1 protein-coding gene and 1 pseudogene are annotated in these 1,170 nt (G+C 67.7%); both read left to right on the forward strand.

What is annotated here, in order from left to right:
* Window positions 1–304 (forward strand): annotated as a pseudogene (locus AUC47_RS10765) (HTTM domain-containing protein); the annotation flags it as partial.
* 182 nt (window positions 305–486) lie between these two features.
* On the forward strand, window positions 487–1,170 hold a 684-nt coding region (locus tag AUC47_RS10770), incomplete at its 3' end, for an acyl-CoA dehydrogenase family protein (protein ID WP_179297589.1).

Consider the following 1,170-nt stretch of genomic DNA (forward strand, 5'->3'; position numbering starts at 1 on the left):
CGATCTCGTGACGACCTGGGGGCCGATGGTCGTCGCCGCGAGCTGGGGATCCATCATCCTGCAGGTCGCGTTCCCGCTCATGCTTCTCACCCGTCCCACCCGGTTGATCGGCCTCGTCGGCATCCTGTCGTTCCACATCGGGATCGCGGTGCTGATGGGCCTGCCGTGGTTCTCGCTGACCATGATCGCGATCGACTCGATCTTCATCCGCGACCGCACCTGGTCGCGCCTCAGCGCCGGTGTCGCGCGACGGTGGAACGACGCGAAGTCGGCACCGCCTCCGCGCACGTCGGCTCCGGCGTGACGACGGATGACTGGGCGAGCCCGGTCGACCACGTGTGACTGCGGTGTGACTGTGGCCTGACGACAATCTGCTCCGGCGACGAGGTCGCGGCTGCTTGGCGGAACCATACAGGCGACTTCCTGGTGGGTTGTGGCACACCTACCATCGAGGTATTCCCGATCTTCTCCTGAGAGGAACGCGCCATGGTCGACGCCGCCGTCCGTCCGAACACCACTCCCGCCGAGTCGAACGAGTCCTCCGCGAGCCTGCGGCTCGACATCGACGCGGTCACCGAGCTGCTGCTGGGGACCTGGGCCGACACCCGGCGCGAGGCCCGCGAGATGATCAAGGACTCGGCGTTCTGGCGCAAGGACGAACTCGGCAAGGACGAGCACCGGGAGCGCGTGCTCAGCCAGCTGCACCTGCTCGTCGACAACAAGGCGGTGCACCGCGCGTTCCCGAAGCGCCTCGGCGGCGAGGAGAACAACGGGGCCAACATCGCAGGGTTCGAGGAGCTCGTCACCGCCGACCCCAGCCTGCAGATCAAGTCGGGCGTGCAGTGGGGTCTCTTCGGGTCGGCCGTGCTGCAACTCGGCACCGCCGAGCACCACGACAAGTGGCTGCCCGGCATCATGAGCCTCGAGATCCCCGGCGCGTTCGCGATGACCGAGATCGGTCACGGATCCGACGTCGCCGCGGTCGGGACGACCGCGACCTATGACCCCGAGACCGAGGAGTTCGTCATCAACACCCCGTTCCGCGGGGCGACGAAGGAGTACCTCGGAAACGCGGCCCTGCACGGCGTCGCCGCGACGGTGTTCGCCCAGCTGATCACGAACGGCGTGAACCACGGCGTGCACTGCTTCTACGTGCCCCTGCGCGGCGAG

Source organism: Microbacterium sp. SZ1 (assembly GCF_002362255.1).
Taxonomy (GTDB): domain Bacteria; phylum Actinomycetota; class Actinomycetes; order Actinomycetales; family Microbacteriaceae; genus Microbacterium.